Source organism: Clostridium sp. BL-8 (genome assembly GCF_002006495.1).
Classification (GTDB): Bacteria; Bacillota; Clostridia; order Clostridiales; family Clostridiaceae; genus Clostridium.
This window is the reverse complement of record NZ_LZZL01000003.1, coordinates 84388-101622: the sequence shown is the minus strand read 5'-3', so window position 1 is coordinate 101622 and position 17235 is coordinate 84388. Positions and strand designations below refer to the sequence as shown.

The 17235-nt window shown below is 29.8% G+C and carries 15 protein-coding genes; 10 read left to right on the top strand and 5 right to left on the bottom strand.

All coding sequences use genetic code 11. The annotated features are described in order from the left end of the window. Window positions 1–89 precede the first annotated feature (89 nt). Together CLOBL_RS01355 and CLOBL_RS01350 are read left to right on the top strand one after the other, a co-directional pair. On the top strand, window positions 90–776 hold the full coding sequence (locus tag CLOBL_RS01355) for an Hsp20/alpha crystallin family protein (protein ID WP_077857352.1): 687 nt from the start codon (window positions 90–92) through the stop codon (window positions 774–776). A 632-nt stretch (window positions 777–1408) separates the two neighbouring features. Beyond that, on the top strand, window positions 1409–2440 hold the full coding sequence (locus tag CLOBL_RS01350; RefSeq protein WP_077857351.1) for a CAP domain-containing protein: 1032 nt from the start codon (window positions 1409–1411) through the stop codon (window positions 2438–2440). A 235-nt stretch (window positions 2441–2675) separates the two neighbouring features. Here CLOBL_RS01350 and CLOBL_RS01345 read toward each other — a convergent pair whose 3' ends face one another. Beyond that, on the bottom strand, window positions 2676–3041 hold the full coding sequence (locus CLOBL_RS01345) for a MerR family transcriptional regulator (RefSeq protein WP_077857350.1): 366 nt from the start codon (window positions 3039–3041) through the stop codon (window positions 2676–2678). A gap of 107 nt (window positions 3042–3148) precedes the next feature. Between CLOBL_RS01345 and CLOBL_RS01340 the strand changes: the two genes are divergently transcribed. From CLOBL_RS01340 to thiH, 4 genes are all read left to right on the top strand, one after another. Continuing rightward, window positions 3149–4003 (top strand): patatin-like phospholipase family protein, encoded by an 855-nt coding sequence (locus CLOBL_RS01340; protein WP_077857349.1) that lies wholly within the window; start codon window positions 3149–3151, stop codon window positions 4001–4003. A gap of 249 nt (window positions 4004–4252) precedes the next feature. After that, window positions 4253–4450 carry a sulfur carrier protein ThiS gene (gene thiS, locus CLOBL_RS01335; RefSeq protein ID WP_009171823.1) on the top strand — a complete coding sequence of 66 codons (198 nt, stop codon included), beginning with the start codon at window positions 4253–4255 and terminating at the stop codon, window positions 4448–4450. A 74-nt stretch (window positions 4451–4524) separates the two neighbouring features. Then, on the top strand, window positions 4525–5295 hold the full coding sequence (locus tag CLOBL_RS01330) for a thiazole synthase (protein WP_077857348.1): 771 nt from the start codon (window positions 4525–4527) through the stop codon (window positions 5293–5295). Between the two features lie 11 nt (window positions 5296–5306). Then, entirely contained in the window at window positions 5307–6467 is a 1161-nt protein-coding gene (gene thiH / locus CLOBL_RS01325) for a 2-iminoacetate synthase ThiH (protein ID WP_077857347.1), read from the top strand. Between the two features lie 31 nt (window positions 6468–6498). On the opposite strand, the gene CLOBL_RS01320 is transcribed toward thiH, so the two are convergent. After that, window positions 6499–7092, bottom strand: a complete 594-nt coding sequence (locus CLOBL_RS01320; RefSeq protein ID WP_077857346.1) for a sigma-70 family RNA polymerase sigma factor — start codon at window positions 7090–7092, stop codon at window positions 6499–6501. Between the two features lie 270 nt (window positions 7093–7362). On the opposite strand from CLOBL_RS01320, the gene CLOBL_RS01315 reads away from it, so the two are divergent. Continuing rightward, complete coding sequence (locus CLOBL_RS01315) at window positions 7363–7866, top strand: GNAT family N-acetyltransferase (RefSeq protein WP_077857345.1); 504 nt, start codon at window positions 7363–7365, stop codon at window positions 7864–7866. Window positions 7867–7895: 29 nt separating this feature from the next. Continuing rightward, window positions 7896–8834, top strand: coding sequence for a tRNA-dihydrouridine synthase family protein (locus CLOBL_RS01310; protein ID WP_077857344.1), 939 nt, complete (start codon window positions 7896–7898; stop codon window positions 8832–8834). Between the two features lie 92 nt (window positions 8835–8926). Here the strand turns inward: CLOBL_RS01310 and CLOBL_RS01305 are convergent, their stop codons facing one another. Next, entirely contained in the window at window positions 8927–9478 is a 552-nt protein-coding gene (locus CLOBL_RS01305; RefSeq protein ID WP_077857343.1) for a helix-turn-helix transcriptional regulator, read from the bottom strand. Between the two features lie 527 nt (window positions 9479–10005). Here CLOBL_RS01305 and CLOBL_RS01300 point away from each other — a divergent pair. Both CLOBL_RS01300 and CLOBL_RS01295 read left to right on the top strand, forming a co-directional pair. Beyond that, window positions 10006–12939 (top strand): EAL domain-containing protein, encoded by a 2934-nt coding sequence (locus tag CLOBL_RS01300; protein WP_077857342.1) that lies wholly within the window; start codon window positions 10006–10008, stop codon window positions 12937–12939. Window positions 12940–12992: 53 nt separating this feature from the next. Continuing rightward, window positions 12993–14738: a diguanylate cyclase gene (locus tag CLOBL_RS01295; protein WP_077857341.1), complete on the top strand. Its 1746-nt coding sequence runs from the start codon at window positions 12993–12995 to the stop codon at window positions 14736–14738. Window positions 14739–14741: 3 nt separating this feature from the next. Here CLOBL_RS01295 and CLOBL_RS01290 read toward each other — a convergent pair whose 3' ends face one another. Next, complete coding sequence (locus CLOBL_RS01290) at window positions 14742–15620, bottom strand: phage replisome organizer N-terminal domain-containing protein (RefSeq protein WP_077857340.1); 879 nt, start codon at window positions 15618–15620, stop codon at window positions 14742–14744. 153 nt (window positions 15621–15773) lie between these two features. Next, window positions 15774–17054 (bottom strand): helix-turn-helix domain-containing protein, encoded by a 1281-nt coding sequence (locus tag CLOBL_RS01285; protein ID WP_077857339.1) that lies wholly within the window; start codon window positions 17052–17054, stop codon window positions 15774–15776. Window positions 17055–17235 lie beyond the last annotated feature (181 nt).

The window sequence follows — 17235 nt, the reverse complement described above, 5'->3', positions numbered from 1 at the left end:
TAATATAAAAATAATGAGTATACAAATTTTTTTTTAGAACAAAATAAGACGGTAATTTGAAAATTAAATTCAAAAGGGAGGAAGTTACGATGAAAGAAAAAACAAATGTAAATGTCAATGGAATGAAGGTAAAATTAGCTCCAATGAGCGCAAACACATCTTTTGGAGGAAAAAGCGTATCATATGGAATTTTGGGAGAAGAAGGAAGTCAAATAAATGCTTTGGGTAATCAAGCGGGAGGATCTGGTAATTGGAACTGGGGAAATGCATATGGAGAAACTAACGGTATAAATAACTGGCAGCAATCATTTGGTGCATATCCAGCTATTTCAGCTTCAAATTATAATCAATATTCCAGCGGAACAATAGGTCAAGGTATGCAATATGGTCAATATGGAAATCAGTATGGTCAATACGGAAATCAATATGGGCAATTGAACTATGCAAAAAGATTTAATCAAGGTCAATCATTGCAACCTAACGTAGATATATCAGAAACCTCAAATGATATAGTGATATCAGCTTATGTGTCAAATGATATTATGAATGATGTTGCTTTAAATATTTCTGAGGATTCAGTTACTATTTCAGGTTCAGTATGGAATGGAAGAGAAAGTATTGCGTTAAGAAGAATAATCCCACTTTCAACAAGTGTAAGAGCTGAAGCTTGTGATGCTTCCTTACAAAGTGGTACTCTTGAAATAAGACTTCCTAAAACAGAAAAAATGAATAGAAATAAGCCAACATTATCAAAAGACGTTCAAAATATTAATTAATATTAAGGCGTGTATATAATTGGTTAAGATTAAAACAAGGAATAAAGATATAATAATAATTCTATAAATAAAAGGAGTATTTAAAGCAATAAGAGCTTTGAATACTCCTTTTATTTATAGAAAATAAGTGCGGAAAATTAATAAAATTTACAAGTTTTATGGATTAATAATTATATTAATAGCAATTATAATAATATTAGGCGATTAGAGTTGATTTTTGAATTAATTATACATAATATATACGATTCAAAATTATAATTTAGATTGTTTTAATGCACGAATGATTATTGGAATATATATGAAAAATAATAAAATTATATTGAATAAAATTTAATAAAAATAAATAAAAATTCAATTTTCTGAAAAATAAATATAAGGGGGGAGCCGTTGAAATACAAGGAGTTAAATGATATCATATAGTAAAAAGGAAGAAATAAGAGCATATAAGAGAAATATATAGGTAATATAACTATAAACAGATACTCAAAGAATATACTTGTTGAAAAATGTCGAAACTATGATAGTATAAAAACATGGACTTCGTCGAAACGGTAAACATGAATAAATTTTAAAAAATACGTTTACATATTAAAGTAAAGAAGCCAAATAAAAAATACAAAGGAGAAAAACTAATGAAGAAAGCTTTTTTAACAAAGATAGTGACAGCGGTTATTGCAGCGAGTACAATGACTACTCTAACACCATTAGGAGTATCTGCAGAGACTATTGATCAATCAAATTCCAATTATTACAGCAACTTATTACAAAGTTATTACAACAAAATGCCAAAACCAGCGAATGTAGGCTGGGTTAATAACAATGGGCAATGGTCTTTCTTTGATAATACAGGTGTAAAGCAAACAGGAGTAATTAACGTTAATGGTCAAACCTATTGTTTAAATCAAAATGGAGTAATGGAAACAGGAAATGTTACAGTTAATAATAGCACATATACATGTTCTCAAAATGGACAAGTAGTAGGAACTCAAACGCCTACAGCAGATAAAGTGTTTGACGCAAATAATAATGTAGTTACAAATAACAATAAAACGTCTACAGTAACTACTTCAACTGGAAATAATGGAACTACAACTAAGAATAACACAGGAAGTACAAAAACAAATACAGGAACAACTACTAATTCAGGAAATGCTACTGGTAAAAACACAGTTAGTACAAAAGCTTCAACAAGTGCAGGAAGCACAACTAATGCATCTGCTAGTACAAATTCAGTAGATGTACAAGGATTACCTAAGTTGCCTTCGAACTACTCTGTAAGTGTACAAGCTGCTGCTGAACAAAAAATTCTTGATTTAATGAATCAAAAAAGAACAGAAGCAGGTCTTAAGCCGTTAACTATTGACAATACATTAGTGCAAGTAGCAAGATATAAGAGTAATGATATGATACAGAATAACTTCTTTGACCACACAAATCCAGATGGAACAAAGTGGACAAACTGGTTACAAGCATTAGGTTACCAATATACAACAGCTGGAGAAAATATTGCATACAATACTAGTGATGCAAATCAATTATTTGATCAATGGTGGAACTCTCCAGGCCACAGGGCAAACATGATGAATTCTTCATATACTAAGGTTGGTATAGGAGTAGTCTATGGAAATGGAAAATATATGGGGACACAAGAATTCTCAAACTAGTATATAGACATCCAATTTTAAATTTAGAGTTATGTGGTAACTAATCGAAATCACATACATATTTGTTCCATAGGACTTATGAAATTTTCGCTGGAAAGTTCTAAGTGAAAGGTTGTACCTATTTTTGCGTGTTCCTCAAGCAAGTTGAGGACAAGTAGTTGATGGGACAACCTTTTTTGTAAATAAAAGTAATTTTATTCACAAAGCATTAGAAAATATCGAGCATCTAAATTTTTCAATTAACATCGATTTTTGAATTCAATTTATTTTTCAACATTTTATTTAAAATAGCTTCAGTTTTATTTAGATTATCCTTTTGCTTTTCAACGTCCTCTATCTTTTTTTGTAAAAGCTTAATTTTTGTATCTGTTGAAACTGAATCCGTATTGTTTTTTTGAATCTCTTTAATTTCGGTTAAAGAAAAACCAACAGAATGAACTGTTTTTATCATAAGTAAATACTCAATTATATCTTCAGAATAATTACGATAATTATTAGAATCTCTGCTAACAAACTTTTCAGGGATTAAATTTTGCTTTTCATAAAATCTAATTGTGGAAATAGACAATCCGGTTTTTTTAGACACTTCATTTATTTTCATATAATACCTCACAAATTAGCCTTGACTCTGAACTATACTTCACAGTTTATACTATATTTAATGACAATTTAATTGTCAACATGATTTAGTAAAAGGAGAGGACCAATATGAAAAATACAAATGGAGAAACAAGATCAGTAGTTCTAGGAGGCGGAGGAATCACTGGAATCGCTTGGGAAATTGGAGTGCTAACGGGTTTGTTAAACGAAGGTATTAAACTTGCAACTGCTGACATGATACTTGGAACTTCGGCTGGATCATTTGTTGGTGCTGCTTTAGCAAGTGGATATGATATGAATGAATATTATAATTTTCAACGATTTAATAGCAATGCAGAACCGCATATATCTGCAAAACCTGAAATAATGCAGCTTTGGGCAGAAGCATTTTCAATTGGAGGTTGCGATACGGCTAAAATAGGAAGGCGTTTTGGGAAAATTGCAAAGAAGCATCCGCCTAAGGAAGTTTCTGTTGAAGAACGAATTTCAATTGTTAAGTCAAGATTAGTCACAAAAGAATGGGCACCAAACTTAAGAATAACAGTCGTTGATGCTGATACAGGAGAACTTCATTATTTTGATAGTGGTTCGGGAATATCCCTTGAGCAAGCTATTTTAGCTAGTGGAGCGGTTCCAGGAGTATGGCCTTATATATCATTTTTAGGAAGGGATTGGATTGATGGAGGAATGATATCTTCTGCAAATGCTACCCTTGCAAGGAATTTTAAAAAGATAGTTGTTATAGCTCCACTAGCGAAAAAATATGGTTTGGTTCCTAACGTTTTTGAAGATGTTTCGCAATTACAAAAAGAATCTGAGGTTGTTCTTGTTACACCTGACGAAAGCAGTATAAAGGCTATCGGCGAAAATATATATGATATAAGCAGGACTAAAATATGTGCAGAAGCTGGCTTTTTGCAAGGGGTAAAATCTGCGCCTTCAATTAAGAGAATATGGAGCTGATATACTCAAAAGTCATGCATTACAGCTAGGCTTAATATTATTTTATGAATTTGACACTGGATTGGTATAATGATATAATTCATTACAGAGTGTGAAGCCACACGAAGGGGTACACCACCTTGGGTGTATTTTTTCGTGTGGCTTTTTTTACGCATAATGAACACGGAATTAAATAATAAATGGAAAATATGTTGATAATTTGTTTGTTATTTTACCTTGTGTTCTAAATATAAGAAAGGGGTGATAAAGATGGTAAAAATAAATGGAGAAGAAGTAAGTATTGAAAGTGGACTATCTTTAGAAGAAGTTATTGTTAATCAAGGATACACTATAGAAAAAACTGTAGTTGAGCTTAATGGTGAAATAATACCAAAAGCTCAGTATAAACAAACTAATATTAAAGATGGCGATGCCCTAGAAGTAATAAGCTTTGTAGGTGGAGGCTGATATTGATAAATCAGAAACGTGTATAAGCAGTATATATGAAGCATTTTATAAGAATATTTAAAGGAGTGGTTATGGTGAAAAAAGATACATTAGTAATTGGGGGACATGAATTTTCTTCTAGATTCATTTTAGGTTCTGGAAAATATAATTTGGATTTAATTAAGGCGGCAGTAGAAAATGCTGGCGCACAGATAATTACTTTAGCATTAAGACGCGCGAATACAAATGGTGGAGAGAATATTTTAGATTATATTCCAAAGGGAGTGACTTTACTTCCAAATACCTCTGGAGCTAGAAATGCAGAAGAAGCTGTTAGAATTGCAAGGCTTGCTAGAGAAATGAGCTGTGGAAATTTTGTCAAGGTTGAAATTATCCGCGATTCAAAATATCTGCTTCCAGATAATTATGAGACAATTAAGGCAACAGAAATCCTTGCAAAAGAAGGTTTTATAGTAATGCCTTATATGCATGCAGATTTAAATGTAGCTCGTGATTTAGTTAACGCTGGAGCTGCATGTATTATGCCCCTTGCATCACCAATAGGTTCTAATAGAGGATTAGCTACAAAAGATTTTATTAAAATATTAGTAGATGAAATTGATCTTCCAATTATAGTTGATGCGGGAATTGGACGTCCATCTCAGGCATGTGAAGCAATGGAAATGGGAGTTGCAGCTGTTATGGCCAATACTGCTATTGCAACAGCAGGTGATATTCCAGCTATGGCAGGTGCTTTTAGACAAGCTATAGAAGCAGGCCGTGCAGCGTATCTTTCTGGTTTAGGCCGTGTGCTTGATAGAGGTGCAGCAGCATCTTCACCATTAACAGGCTTTTTGCAGGATTAGGAGGGGAAGTTATGAGTAATCAACGCGTAAATCACATGGAATATATGCCAGGAATGGAAGTTTTAGAATCAGATGTAATGGATCAGGTTGTAAGCAGCATGGAAGCTTATGATTATGATAAATACACAGCAGGAGATGTTAGGAAAGCATTAGATAACACTTATCGTACAATAGAAGATTTTGCAGCGCTATTATCTCCAGCAGCAGCACCATTTTTAGAAGAAATGGCACGACTTGCACAAGAAGAGACAAGGAAGCATTTTGGTAATTCAATTTACATGTTTACACCTTTATACCTTGCAAATTACTGTGAGAATTATTGTATTTACTGCGGTTTTAACTGTCATAATAAAATACGCCGTGCAAAGTTAAATGCTGAGGAAATTGAAAAGGAAATGCAGGCTATAGCTAAAACTGGCTTAGAAGAAATACTTCTTCTTACAGGAGAAAGCAGAAAGATGTCAGATGTAGAGTACATAGGAGAAGCTTGCAAAATAGCACGTAAATACTTTAAACTGGTAGGACTTGAGGTTTATCCAATGAACTCTGATGAATATGAATATCTTCGTAAGTGCGGTGCTGATTTTGTTACTGTATTCCAAGAAACATATAATTCAGATAAATATGAAACTCTTCACCTAGAAGGACATAAGCGTATTTTCCCTTATAGAATAAATGCTCAAGAAAGAGCACTAAAGGGTGGCATGCGTGGGGTTGGCTTTGCAGCACTTCTTGGATTAGATGATTTCCGTAAAGATGCTTTTGCTACAGGATTACATGCATATCTTCTTCAAAGGAAGTATCCACATGCTGAAATTGCATTTTCATGTCCAAGACTAAGACCAATTATTAATAATGATAAAATTAATCCAAAAGATGTTCACGAGCCACAGCTTTTACAAGTAATAACTGCATATCGTCTTTTTATGCCTTTTGCAAGCATCACTATTTCAACAAGAGAACGTGCAGAATTCCGTAATAATGTAATAGGGCTTGCAGCTACTAAGATTTCAGCAGGGGTAAGTACCGGGATTGGAAGCCACAGCGATGATTCAGAGGATAGAGGCGATGACCAATTTGAAATTGCAGATAACAGAAATGTAGATGAAGTATATGAAGCAATTAAAGAAAGAGGCTTGCAGCCAGTAATGAATGACTATGTTTATGTATAAAAATAAGATCCAAGGCTTAATACCTTGGATCTTATTTTATGGATGAAATTTCTTTACTTGCCTTATTAAAATATTTACTGAGCTTCATTAAGGCAATAGCTTTCTTTCTGTTCGCTGTTGAATAAGGCAGATTTTTCATGGAAGCATAAGATGACAGACGATTGTTTTGGAAAAATATAAATTTAATTAGTTCTCTTTCTTCCTTATCTAAATAGTTAAGTGCTGATTTTAAAGCCTCAAAGTCACATTTACTGCAAAGTACATCTTCAAAGTTGTCATCATTTGAGGGTAAATTGTTTTCTAAATCATCAGATAAGGTAAGAGCTTCAGAACCTTCAAGTGAGCTTCTATTCTTAACTCTTTTAATTAAGTCGTTAATATTATTTTTTATTCCATTGGTAGCATAAGCAACAAATCTATGATTTGTACAATTATACATAGATAGACATTTAAAAAGTGAGTGATAGCATTCATTTTGTATATCATTTTTATCATATCCGTGTAGAAAAGTTCTTTTTGCAATGTTAAGTATTAAAGGTCTAAATTCTTTAGCTAACTTTTCTTTAGATAATGTATCTCCAGCCTTTGACTTTAGTACTAAATTTTCAATATAATCATAATCCATATAGGACCTCCTTGATAATTAATACAGAAATATACTTAGAGAAAAAAAGATGTAAAATTATTCCTGTAAAAAGTATATATGAGGTACGGATACTTATTTTTTTAGAAATTAGAAAGTTTAATTATAGAAATTAGAAAATATAAAAATGTTTCTATATTTAACTTGATTAGACTTAGGAATTTCTATTATGATATCCTTATGGATAAAATAATATAAGGCACATGGACTTGCTATTTATTTGATTGTGCCTAAAGCAAAAGGAGAAGTTTTATGGAATTTAGAAAATCAGTTGAAGCTGATATTGATAATATAATGAACATAATTAAGCAGGCTCAAAGTTACTTTAAGGAAAATGGAATTGATCAGTGGCAGAATAATTATCCGAATTCAAAAACAATCAAAAATGATATTAATGGTGAAAATAGCTATGTACTATTAGATGAAAATAAAATTGTTGCCACAGCTGTGATTTCCTTCGATGGAGAAAAAACTTATGATACCATTTACAATGGAGAATGGCTTAGTAATAATGAATTTGCAGTTGTTCATAGGATAGCAGTCGATAATAACTGTAAGGGAAGAGGAGTATCGTCATTAATTATAAAAAATGTAGAGAAGCTTTGCTTGGAAAAAGGTATACATAGCATTAAAATAGATACTCATAAAGAAAATATATCTATGCAGAAACTATTAAAGAAAAATGAATTTAAATATTGTGGGATAATTTATCTAGAAGATAAAAATGAGAGAATAGCCTTTGAAAAGTTAATATAGATTAAGAAAAGGAGCTTTTTAGATAATATATGAAATTTTATTATGCACCCATGGAAGGGATTACAGGACATATTTATAGAAATGTTCACAATGCCCTTTTTAAAAATGATATAGACAAATATTTTTCGCCCTTTGTTGTTGCAAATCAAAGCAAAAGCCTTAAGACAAAAGAATTAGTTGATATATTACCTGAAAATAATCAAGGAATAGCTTTGGTTCCACAAATATTAACTAATAATGCGAAAGATTTTATAAATACAGCAAAAAAAATGAAGTATCTTGGATATAATGAAATTAATTTAAACTTAGGATGCCCATCTGGAACTGTGGTTTCGAAAAATAGAGGTTCGGGATTTCTTTCAAAAAGAAAGGAATTGGATAAATTTCTAGAAGAGATTTTTTCTGAGGCAGTAACTAAAATTTCAATAAAGACAAGGCTCGGAAAAGATAGTCCTGAAGAGTTCTATGAGCTTATTAAAATATTCAATAAATATCCTATGGAAGAGCTTATAATTCATCCAAGAACTCAAAAAGATTTTTATGGAAATGAACCTAATCTTAAGGTCTTTAAAGATGCATTAAGCCTGAGCAAAAACACTGTCTGCTATAATGGCGATATTTTTACAGTTGAAGCTTATGAAGAGTTTACTAAGAATTTTAAAAGTGTCCAAACAATAATGCTTGGCAGAGGACTGCTAGCAAACCCTGAACTTGTAAGAAATATTATTAATGAGACTAAACTTAATAAGGAAACTTTAAAAGAATTTCACGATAGAATATATGAAGAATATAAGAAGTATCTTAGTGGAGATATTTATGTACTACATAAAATGAAGGAATTATGGTTTTATATGATTAAGATGTTTTATGATGGTGGAAGTTATGCTAAGAGAATAAGAATGTGTGATAACTTCAGTGATTATGAGGTAGCAGTGCTATGTTTGTTTAAAGAAAGAGAACTTAAATAACATAAGACCAAACATTATGATGTTTGGTCTAATGCTACAAGTTTAACTTTATTAATCTCTAAATTCTTGATAGTTATAATATAAAAGTCAAGCTACTCTTTATCTATTTTTACTCTTAACATTTTATTCTTAACTTTTACTGCGTATTTTAATTCATATGCTGGTGCACCATTATTAATTGCTTTTGCAATTTCGTCCATTTCTTTTTTTATATTTTCCTCATCAGCATACCAACCAAGTAAAATTGATTTTTCTCCCCAAAACGATCCATTATTAACACCAATAAGCCAATATTTAGGCTCATCAATCTTTGCTTTATAAATTACATGTGACGCTAAAACCTTATAGCAATTAACAATTGATTTTCCGTCATATGATTTAATAGTGATTTTACCAGTTGGTACAATTATATTAGTGGCTAAAGTTCCTTTACTTTCAGTAGAATTCATTTCACCTAACATTAAATAATCTAAGGACACATTAAGTTCTTTAGATAAAATAATCAATTTCTCTATTTCTGGATAGCTGCTTCCTTGTTCCCATTTAGAAACTGCTTGACGACTAACTCCAATTATTTCTGCTAGCTCTTCCTGCGAAATATGTCTTTCTTGCCTAAGTGATTTTAAATTAGCTGCAAATCCCATGATTTCTTACCTCTTTTCTTCATTATCATATGTAAATTATAATAGGTTTTACATTAAAATAACACTAACCTGCAATTGCAAATTCGCAACTTATATTTGCATTGTTCATAAATTTTATAGAAAAATGCTTCACTGTTAATTTTATTAAATTTTTCTCTCTGCTATATAAACCCTAATCTTAAGTATCAATTTCGCATTTAATGCAGTATTTAATTGAAGTTTTTATAATTATTAAGGTTTTAATAAATATACATGATAAACTGTTAAAATTATCATGTAAAATAATAGAAATGAATGCTGAAAAATGTTGAAACACCAAAAGTTGAATGATAGAATATAGTTATAGTTGAAAAATTTTGGATACAGACTTTTATGGTGCATATTTATGCTATGTTTTATGCAGCTTTAATTTTGAAACGCATTTAATAGAAGATGACATCATTTAATAAATGGTTACTGTGACAAAGTAAAAATCATTTCTTTTTATTTTAATTATAGCTATTCTATTTTAAGAGGGGTATTAGATTATGAAGGTGTCTTTTAGGATAAAATTATTTATCTTTTGTGTGGTCATTATATTATTTACATCGATTCCTATTGCAATAATTACAAGGAATTATATGATTAATTCATTGAAGGAGGATTTTGTATCAGATGGTAAGGAACAGGTAGAAGGATTAGATAATAATATTTTGAGTTTAATTAATAACATGAAAGAAAATGCAAAAATACTAGCAGACGATAAAGATATTAAAAAAGCTGATGAATCAGTATCTGCTTTGTTTAATATAAAAGATGTTGATGTAAATAAGAAATATTCAGGACAGATGCAAGGGCTGGAGAGTGATATTTATAGTAAGCTTGAACTTTATGCTAGAACTCATGGTGAGACACAATATGCATGCTTTGGAACTAAATGGGGTGGGTATATTCAATGGCCAGATGGACTAGGCAATGGTAAATTTGATCCTAGAAAGAGGCCATGGTATTCTTTAGCTTTAGAGCATCCGGATGAGGTAGTCATTTCAGATCCATATGAAGTTGAAATTGATAAAAGTAATAATATAATCATAAGCGCATGCACTACTGTGAGAAATGATTCTGGTGATATAGTTGGAGTAATATCTATTGATACAAGTTTAAATAAATTATCAGATATTATAAGAAATACAAAAAGTATAAATAATGGGTATTATTTTTTGTATTTAAAAGATGGAACTATATTAGCGAATCCAAATTCAGATTTAAACTTTAAAAACATAAAAGATTTGGAGGAAAAGAATTCTGAAAGCAGTACTACTAACAATTTTGAATTTAGTGATACTTCTAAATTTATAAATACAGAAAATGGCAGCTTTGATGCTGCTGTAAATGGAAGCGACAGTCTTGTTAATATCTATACATCACCTTACACTGGGTGGAAGCTTGCAACAGTCATACCTAAAAATGAATTTATGACGGAAGTAAGAAATGTTGAAAATATGATAATTAAAATTACAATTTGCATTTTAATATTAGGAATAGTTTTAACTTATTTCGTTATTAGAACCATAACTTCTCCAATAAAAAAATTAACTACTCTCATGAAAACTGTTGAAGAAGGAGAGCTTTTGGTTAAAGCAACTATTGAAACGAATGATGAATTTGGAGCCTTGGGAGGTTCATTTAATTTGATGATGGAGCGTTTGAATTCAAATTATGAGGAGCTATCAGCTTTATATGAAGAATTAGTAGCTACAGAGGAAGAGCTTAGAACTCAATATGAAGAACTTCAACATAATGAAGATGCCTTAAGAAACAGCGAGGAAAGATATAAGCTAGCTTTAGAATGCGCGAATGATTCGATTTGGGAAGTGAATTTAGATACTGGAGAGTTTTTCTGCTCTGATAAATTGACGGACATTATTGGTGATGAATGGAAAGTATATAAGTATTCCAAAGATTTTACATATAATTTAGTTCATCCTAAGGATTTGGATAGACTAGAAAACGAAATAAATAAACATATTAATAATGAAACAAAATCTATAGAAATTGAATATAGGCTCAAAAGAAATGATGGTTATTATGTTTGGGCATTATGTAAAGGCAAGGCTATAAGAAACTCTGAGAATAAGGTTTTAAAACTTGCAGGTTCAATTTCAGATATATCAAAAAAGAAGCTGTCAGAAGAAAAACTAGAGTTTATGGCTTATTATGATACACTCACTAGACTTCCTAATAAAGCTTTACTTATTAAGAAACTAAACAAGCAGTTTAAAATTAGCAAAAAAGAACAAACATCAGGAGCCGTATTCTTTATTGATTTAGATGATTTTAAAAATATAAATGATTTAATGGGACATAAATATGGTGATGAAGTACTTGTTTATTTATCGAGGTATTTACAAAAAATAATGCGTGAAAAAGATATTGTGTGCAAATTTAGCGGCGATGAATTTATGATAATTAGTCCTTTAATTGAAGAATCTGAAGTTGAGGATTATGCAAATAAAATGCTAGCGTTATTTAATCAGAGTTTTAATATTGACAACACACAAACACTTGTGACAGCAAGTATTGGAATTGCATTATATCCTAAGGATGGCATGGATACAGATACAATCATAAAAAATTCAAGTTTAGCTATGTATAAAGCAAAAGAGATGGGTAAGAATAGGTATGCATTATATAATCATGAAATTTATTTAAGGTTGGAAAGAATAAATAAGATTAATAATATACTAAGAAGTGCTATTATCAATAATGAATTTAGTGTCAATTATCAACCACAATATGATACCGTAAAAAATGAAGTGTTTGGATTTGAAGCATTAATTAGGTTAAATAGCAGAGAGCTTGGCTTCATATCCCCAGTAGAATTTATTCCAATAGCAGAAAAGTATGGTTATATAACAGAAATAACTCTGTGGGTATTGAGAGAAGCCTGCAAACAGAGTGTTAAGCTTTTTGAAAATGGTTATAATTTTAAAAGTATGAGTATTAATATTTCATCTGTTGATTTACAACAAGCTGGTTTTCTAGAAAAAGTTGTAGAAATTATTGAGGAAACAGGTGTAGAAACTAAGTTTATTGAATTAGAAATTACTGAGACAGTATTAATGAAATCTATAGATTCAAGTATAGATATATTGAAAAAATTTATGGATATGGGAATTAGAATTGCTCTTGATGATTTTGGAACAGGTTATTCTTCACTTGCTTATTTGAGAAAAATTCCAATAAGTACATTAAAGATAGATAAATCATTTATAGATGATATTCATTCTAGTAATGTAGAAAAATCCATAATTAATAGTGTAATTAGAATGGCACATGCTATGGATTTAAAGGTAGTAGCAGAAGGAGTTGAAAATAGAGAACAATTTCTAATTCTAAAAGATAAAAGTTGTGATTATATTCAAGGTTATTACTTTAGTAAACCACTGCCTGCAAGCAAAATTGAGGAAATATTTATATAAATCATTCTATAGCTTTGTATTAGCGTTAGAGTAAGGCAAAGGAGAGATCATAGATGAAAAAGATTATGAATATAATAGTGCTTATAGCTTTGCTCTTGGGCATATATTCATTTTTTCACATGAGGAAAGTTACAAATCTTCAAGCTATAAATGGAAATATGTATCTCGATAAATATGATTTTGCAGGACAAGGAATAATTAATTTGGATGGACAGTGGGAAATATATAATAATGAATTATTAACTCCGGAGGATCTGAAAAATAGAAAACCAGATGAATATTTTACGATTCCAGGCAACTTAAAGGAGCAGCTTAGAGAAAATAATGCAGGATATATGACTTTAAAATTAGAAATAGAAGCTCCAAAAGATGTTATATATGGCCTTAGAATAAAAAGGTTATTATCAGCTTCAAAACTTTGGGTAAATGGAATAGTTCAAGGCGAGGTTGGAAAAGTCGGAAAAAGCTATGAGGATGAGAAGGCTATATATCTGCCAATATACTCATATTTTATGCCTGAAGATGGGCATATTGAAATTGTAATTCAGACTTCAGACTACAGAGAAGTGTTTCCTACTATTCAGTCAATGGAGCTTGGACTTAAAGATCAGATAATAAATGAATCGCTTATTGCTTCTGGAATAGACTTTATAATATTTGGCGGATTGCTCGTAATAGAATTAATCTTCATATCGCTATATAAAAGAATGCCGAATAAAAAATCATATTTATTTTTTGTTATATTATGTTTGTTTATACAATTAAGATGCTTGTTTTTAAATGAGAGGATAATTGTCCATTTCTTTCCTAATATGCCTTTTGAGTTATTAAGCAAAACAGCAGCACTTACATATTATTTATGGATACCAGTATATGTGTTTTTTATAAAAGACGTATTTCCTAATATGAAGAAGAGGATTGTTATAATTTCATCAATATTTTCTATAATATTTGGGGGTATATGTCTTTTTACCAACAATACCTTTTATGATAGACTATCAGTTCCAGGTGAAATAATTGTAATTATTATTGCAGCAGATATATTTGCCTTCCTTATAAAAAAAGTTAAAGAAAAAGAACAAAACAGTATAATATCCCTCATAGCTTTTGGTGGTTTAATCATAACTGGAGTTAATGATATGCTTGTTAATAATGGACTTCCGTATGTTGGTAGATATCTTTTTCAAATAGGTATGTTTATATTTGTACTTTTAGAAACTTATTCCTTAACTTTAAATTATACATATCAAGTAAATAAAACAAAAATTCTTAAAGAAAAAAATAAAGAGATATACGAAAAGTCCATAAGAGATGGACTTACAAATTTATATAATAGATATTATATTGATAAAGTTTTAGATGATATGATGGATGCATATATAGAGAGCGGAGACATCTTTACTATAATGATGATTGACGTTGATTTTTTCAAGCATATCAATGATACTTATGGCCATCTATGTGGAGATAAGGTACTTATAGATATTAGCAGCTATCTTATGGATAATTTAAGAAAAACAGATTTTATTGGACGTTATGGTGGAGAAGAATTTATTATTATTTTTCCACATACAAAAATACAAGAAGCTAAGAAAATAGCAGAAAATATAAGAAGAAATATTGAGGCACTTCAAATAGATGACGATATAAGAGTAACAATAAGTGGCGGTTTGTATGAAAATAAAACCCAAATAAAACAGGTGGCTATACAAAATGTTGATAAGCTATTATATTTAGCAAAAGAAAGAGGCAGAAATAGAATAGAAGTAATGGAAGAAGAGGAGGAAAGTAGAAAGTGATGCTTAAAAGCTGAAACTGTTTATTAAGACATCACTTTTACCAAGCTTTGGCTCACCACTAGAAAGTTCCATTATTTCTTCATTATTATCTTCTTCATCAAAAGAGATTACGTTTGTGACTTTTTTCTTTGTAGTCAGGCCTTTATTTGCTCTCATTTTCTTTTCAGAAGTTTTTGTAACTTTACTCTGGGCGTCTAAATTTTTTTGGTCAGTTTTCTGAGCGGTAGTGTCAATTTTATCACTAGCAGCTTCTTCAATGCAATTTGTATTTTTTACGGACTTTATGGCATTAATATTATTAGCATTAACGTCTACTAATACCTCTTTATCAATATTGCTGCTAAAGTTTATGCTGTCTGTTTGATTAGTATCTACTTCTTGATTTATATCAACATGATTTAATGAAATGACGTTATTAATTGGTGCTTTAACATTATTATTGTAATTTTCCAAGTGATCTTTAGTATTATTATTATTAGTATTTTTAGCTGATTCTTTAGAACTAGGTACCATATCCTCAGGGGCTTTTTCAGCAGCGGCTTTGACAGGCTTTTCTACCTTAATATTTTGGTGCTTTACAAAATTTTTAACTACATATACTCCACCAGCCATAAGTTCAACCATTTCTAATTTTATAAAGGTGTCTAAAGCCAAGCTGACTTCTGCAGCTTCTCTATTAAATTCTATTGCTAAGGTTTCAATTGTATAAGGGATGTTTTTAGATATATATAATTCCCCATTTAAATTTACTTTTCCACATAAAGCTAAAAGCCTGGTCCAAACATAGTGGATTACATCTCTTTCAGGCATTCTATCAATTATTTTAAATTTTGTATCCTCATACATATCAACTCTTAATCTAATAAATTTTCTTTCTCTCATTTTCTTTCACTCCTATATAAAGCACAGCAAAAAAACTCTTTAAGACTTATCTTATTAATCTTTTCATGCGCGTAATTTTTATTTTCATATAGGATATATGTTAATAATAGAAGAATAACAATAACAAATAAAAATTTTTTTGAAATAAATTTCTTACAAATTAGATTTTGCTTGAGTTTTATATTCTAGAATCTTAAAGGATAGCTCTAAAGTAAACAAATTACTGCTATCATCAAGTGCTACTCCAAGTATTTTATGAATTTTATTAAAGCGGTAAAAGAATGTACTTCTATGTATATTTAATTTTTTTGCAGTGATATTTGCATTTCTATTATTTTCAAAATAGGTCTTTAGAGTTAAGAATAAATCGGTCTTATTTTCTTTATCAAAGTCTATTATTTGATTAAGCCAAGGATGAATTAAAGCTGATAAGCTTATCTTATTTAAATTACCATTTGGATCATCATAAATTTGAAATATATAATTATCTATATAATTTTCAAAGTAAATAATATTATTTGTATTTATATTTTTATTATCTGTATCTACATTTTCAGATAAGTTTAAAGCATGCACAGACTGATGAAAGAAGTCCTGTATATTTAACAAATTCTGAAAGGGAAGGCTTATACCACATTTCAATTTGTTTAAATGCAAAAAAATTAATAGGTTTTCTTTTATAGAAGCTGTAATAACTTCATTATATTCATTGCTGATAAGAAAAATAATTTTATCATTATAATAAGTAGAAATACAATTTTCAAGTATTACCTTAAGTCTTTCAATTAATTCTCTTAAGGCAAAATTGTGTCTATAATCCTTATACTTTTGCTTAAAAGGTATAGATAGAATAATGAAATTTTCCTTTATACTAAAATTATTGTTTTGTAATCTTCCCATAATATATTCAATATTGTCAATCTTATTTATCAATAAATCCATTAAGTAGTATTCTTCATTTAATCCTGAGGTGGTGACAAATAAGTTTTCTCTTTCTAATTGAATAGAAAGTACTTTAGATAGGGCATTTGTCAGTTCTAAATCATCTTCTTGAAATTCCCTATTGCTTTGCAAAACTCCAATGTATCCAACTGTAATATTATTAATTATTATTGCACAGAAAATTAAATTCTCGTCATCATAATAAAAGAAGGAATTAGTTGTATTGTAAATATTGTCGATACATTTGCTTTTTTTCATTAAGGCTACTATATCCAGCATAAGATATTCTTCACCATTGTGAATTTCTATATTTGAATTATTAGTTTTTGCAAGCTTTGAGCGAGCAATAATTCTATAACTGGTATCTAAAATGAAAATTTGATTGTTTAATAGATTTTCAGTTACACTGAGAATTTTATCAATATTTCCATTGTTTAATAAACTATCATAAATTTCATATTTCTTTATATCTAAATAATTTCTTTTGCACATTAATTTTGCTCCTTATCATTATTAAAAAAATGTATGAATTGGATATAGCTAAATAGAGAATTTTTAGACTTATTTTTGATGAAGGCAAGTTTTCCATATGTTAATATTAATACAATTCGTTTATTTTGGTAAGAGAAATTAAATTACCAGAAACTATTTAAATTAAAGATATTAATACAAA

Excerpts from the sequence above, each read along its gene's own strand:
- CLOBL_RS01355 (WP_077857352.1), top strand. The coding sequence starts at position 90 with ATGAAAGAAAAAACAAATGTAAATGTCAATGGAATGAAGGTAAAATTA.
- CLOBL_RS01350 (WP_077857351.1), top strand. The coding sequence starts at position 1,409 with ATGAAGAAAGCTTTTTTAACAAAGATAGTGACAGCGGTTATTGCAGCG.
- CLOBL_RS01345 (WP_077857350.1), bottom strand. The coding sequence starts at position 3,041 with ATGAAAATAAATGAAGTGTCTAAAAAAACCGGATTGTCTATTTCCACA.
- CLOBL_RS01340 (WP_077857349.1), top strand. The coding sequence starts at position 3,149 with ATGAAAAATACAAATGGAGAAACAAGATCAGTAGTTCTAGGAGGCGGA.
- thiS (WP_009171823.1), top strand. The coding sequence starts at position 4,253 with ATGGTAAAAATAAATGGAGAAGAAGTAAGTATTGAAAGTGGACTATCT.
- thiH (WP_077857347.1), top strand. The coding sequence starts at position 5,307 with ATGAGTAATCAACGCGTAAATCACATGGAATATATGCCAGGAATGGAA.
- CLOBL_RS01320 (WP_077857346.1), bottom strand. The coding sequence starts at position 7,092 with ATGGATTATGATTATATTGAAAATTTAGTACTAAAGTCAAAGGCTGGA.
- CLOBL_RS01315 (WP_077857345.1), top strand. The coding sequence starts at position 7,363 with ATGGAATTTAGAAAATCAGTTGAAGCTGATATTGATAATATAATGAAC.
- CLOBL_RS01310 (WP_077857344.1), top strand. The coding sequence starts at position 7,896 with ATGAAATTTTATTATGCACCCATGGAAGGGATTACAGGACATATTTAT.
- CLOBL_RS01305 (WP_077857343.1), bottom strand. The coding sequence starts at position 9,478 with ATGGGATTTGCAGCTAATTTAAAATCACTTAGGCAAGAAAGACATATT.
- CLOBL_RS01300 (WP_077857342.1), top strand. The coding sequence starts at position 10,006 with ATGAAGGTGTCTTTTAGGATAAAATTATTTATCTTTTGTGTGGTCATT.
- CLOBL_RS01295 (WP_077857341.1), top strand. The coding sequence starts at position 12,993 with ATGAAAAAGATTATGAATATAATAGTGCTTATAGCTTTGCTCTTGGGC.
- CLOBL_RS01290 (WP_077857340.1), bottom strand. The coding sequence starts at position 15,620 with ATGAGAGAAAGAAAATTTATTAGATTAAGAGTTGATATGTATGAGGAT.
- CLOBL_RS01285 (WP_077857339.1), bottom strand. The coding sequence starts at position 17,054 with ATGTGCAAAAGAAATTATTTAGATATAAAGAAATATGAAATTTATGAT.